The following is a 3,075-nucleotide window of genomic DNA, read 5'->3' as shown; positions in this document are numbered from 1 at the left end:
CCGGCACGCCGTGTTCGTGCGCGAGGTCGATGACGTCCTTCGGCGGGGAACCGAGTGCGTTGGCGATCAGCGCCGGACGATGCGCGAGCGCGACGTCCACGTGCGAACGCGCCACCGAGTGCAGCCAGCCCAGCACACCCGTGGCGTGTTCGGCGTCGTCCCCGAGCGGCGGGACTCCCAGTTCGGTGAGGGTGCGGTCGACGAACGCGCGGTGCTCCGCGGGGATGAGCTTGTCGAGGTCGACGGCGGTGCCCTCGGTGGGCACCTTCGCCGGCATCACGATGTCCACGCCGTACGGCTTGCCGTCGGTGTTCTCGTCCATCCAGGTGAGCGTCGCGTCGAGCTCGTCCGGATCGTTGAATCGCACGCATCCCAGGACACCGAGTCCACCGGCCCGGCTGATGGCCGCTGCCACGTGCTCGGACGGGGTGAACCCGAAGATCGGGTAGTCGATTCCGAACTTCCTGCTGAGGTCGGTCTGCATCCGCCGTCCCTTCTATCCGGCCTCGGCGGCGGAGCCGTTGGTGTAATCGTCGTCCGCGGGACGGGATTCGGTCTGTTCGTGCGCCCAGCGGTAGTCGGGCTTGCCGGCCGGGGACCGCCTGATCTCGTCGACGAACCAGACGCTGCGCGGCACCTTGTACCCGGCGATCAGGGTGCGGCACGCGTCGGCGAGCGCGTTGGCGGACGGACGCTCGCCGTCGCGGGTCGCAACGACCGCGGCGACGCGCTGCCCCCACCGCTCGTCGGGAACGCCGACCACGAGGGCGTCGAACACGTCGGGGTGGGACTTGAGCGCGGCCTCGACCTCCTCGGGGTAGATCTTCTCGCCGCCGCTGTTGATGGAGACCGAGCCGCGGCCGAGCATCGTGACGCTGCCGTCCGCCTCGACCTGTGCGTAGTCGCCGGGGATCGAGTAACGGACGCCGTTGATCTCACGGAAGGTGGCCTTCGTCTTGGCCTCGTCCTTGTAGTAACCGATCGGGATGTGACCGCTACGGGCGATCAGGCCGATCTTGCCCGAGCCCGGCTCGACCGGGTTGCCGTCCTCGTCGAGCACCGCGGTGGACGCGTCGATCTTCACCGTGGGTGCGCCGACGTGCGACTGCCCCTTCGTGACGAATCCGATTCCGCCGAAGCCGGTTTCGGACGAGCCGATGGAATCGGAGATCACCCGGTTCGGCAGCAGGTCGAGGAACTTGTCCTTGAGCGCCGGGGAGAACAGCGCCGCGCTCGATCCGATGAAGAACAGGGTGGAAACGTCGTAGGGCTGCCCGGTTTCCGGGTTTCCTTCGGCGAAGGCATCGAGCATCGGCTGCGCCATCGCGTCGCCCGTGATGAAGATGAGATTGACCTTGTGCTCGTCGATGGTCTGCCACACGCCGTGGCCGCTGAATTCGGCGAGCAGAACGACCTTGCCGCCGCCGAAGAGCGCCTGCAGTGTGGCCCACTGCGCGCCACCGTGGATCATCGGCGGGATCGGCAGACGAACGAGGGGGGCGGTCTCGGCGCCCTGCTTCGCGAGATCCCACTCGTCCTGGACGTATTCGCCGGTGGCGAAGTTGATGCCGCCGCCGAGCACGCGCCACACGTCCTCGTGCCGCCACATGACGCCCTTCGGGGCACCGGTGGTGCCGCCGGTGTAGAGCATGTACAGGTCGTCGGGGCTGCGCTCACCGAAGTCGCGCTCGGGCGAACCCTGGGCGAGCGCGGTCTCGTATTCGACTGCGTCGGTGGCAGAGTGGTCGAGATCGGTGCCGTCCTCGACCACGATCAGGGTCTTCAGCTGCGGGGCGGACGGCAGCACGTTGGCGACCCTGTCGGCGTAGCGGCGCTCGTACACCAGGGCCACCATGTCCGAGTTGTCGAAGATGTACTGCAACTCGTTCTCGACGTACCGGTAGTTGACGTTGACCATCACTGCGCGGATCTTGAACACCGCGACCATGGCCTCGATGGCCTCAATGGTGTTGCGCGAGTAGATGCCCACCTTGTCGCCCGGCTGGACGCCGTGTTCGAGCAGGTAGTGGCCGAGCCTGTTGGCTCGTTCCTCCAGTTGCGCGTAACTGATCTCGCGACCGTCCGCCGAGAGCGCGATGCGGTCGGGGACGAGGTCGATTGCGTGCTCTACGAGGTCTGCGATGTTTAGGGCCACGCCATCAAAGTAGAACGTGTTACCGTTTCTGACAAGACCTGAATGAGATCCAGTTCACAACACCTCAGGAGTTGTCAGTGTCCACTACCGCGCCCTCCGGCACACCCGAAACTTCGGACATTTCGGATCGTGCGCCGCACTGCCTCGTCGAGCAGCGCGGCCACGTGCTCATCGTGACGATGAACCGACCCGAGGCCCGCAACGCCCTGTCGGGCGAAATGATGGCGATCATGACCGAGGCGTGGGACCGCGTCGACAACGATCCGGAGATCCGGGTCGCGATCCTCACCGGTGCGGGCGGCGCGTTCTGCGCGGGCGCCGATCTCAAGGACATGAACAAGTCGGCACCGGGCGACAAGTTCGCCGGCGGCGGCTGGGACCTGTCGAAGCTGCCCGCCCTGCTCAAGGGCCGTCGCCTCACCAAACCGCTCATCGCCGCCGTCGAGGGTCCCGCGATCGCCGGCGGCACCGAGATCCTGCAGGGCACCGACATCCGCGTCGCCGGTGAGAGCGCCAAATTCGGTGTGTCCGAGGCGAAGTGGGGTCTGTTCCCGCTCGGCGGTTCCGCGGTCCGCCTGGTCCGGCAGATCCCCTACACGATCGCCGCGGACATCCTGCTCACGGGCCGCCACCTGAAGGCAGCCGAGGCGAAGGAGATCGGGCTGATCGGTCACGTCGTCCCGGACGGTCAAGCGCTCGACAAGGCCCTCGAGATCGCCGACACCATCGCGGCCAACGGCCCCCTCGCCGTCCAGGCGATCCTCAAGACGATCCGCGACACCGAGGGCATGCACGAGGAAGAGGCGTTCCGCATCGACGCCGAACTCGGCGCCGCGGTGTTCAAGAGCGCGGATGCGAAGGAAGGCCCCCGCGCCTTCGCCGAGAAGCGGGCGCCGAAGTTCACCGGCGCCTGACGGTCC

3 protein-coding genes are annotated in these 3,075 nt (G+C 67.2%); 1 reads left to right on the top strand and 2 read right to left on the bottom strand.

The features are described from left to right. Together I0Q12_RS32225 and I0Q12_RS07030 are read right to left on the bottom strand one after the other, a co-directional pair. The coding region (locus I0Q12_RS32225) for a nitronate monooxygenase (RefSeq protein WP_231610187.1) at positions 1-484 on the bottom strand (484 nt) is incomplete at its 3' end. A gap of 12 nt (positions 485-496) precedes the next feature. Continuing rightward, positions 497-2,155, bottom strand: coding sequence for an acyl-CoA synthetase (locus I0Q12_RS07030; protein ID WP_197251256.1), 1,659 nt, complete (start codon positions 2,153-2,155; stop codon positions 497-499). Positions 2,156-2,232: 77 nt separating this feature from the next. Between I0Q12_RS07030 and I0Q12_RS07025 the strand changes: the two genes are divergently transcribed. Further along, positions 2,233-3,069, top strand: a complete 837-nt coding sequence (locus I0Q12_RS07025; RefSeq protein WP_197251255.1) for a crotonase/enoyl-CoA hydratase family protein — start codon at positions 2,233-2,235, stop codon at positions 3,067-3,069. Positions 3,070-3,075: the final 6 nt, after the last annotated feature.

The sequence above is a fragment of the Rhodococcus sp. CX genome (genome assembly GCF_015865005.1).
Taxonomy (GTDB): domain Bacteria; phylum Actinomycetota; class Actinomycetes; order Mycobacteriales; family Mycobacteriaceae; genus Rhodococcus.
The sequence above is the reverse complement of the archived record's forward strand: the minus strand, read 5'-3'. Positions and strand labels throughout refer to the sequence as shown.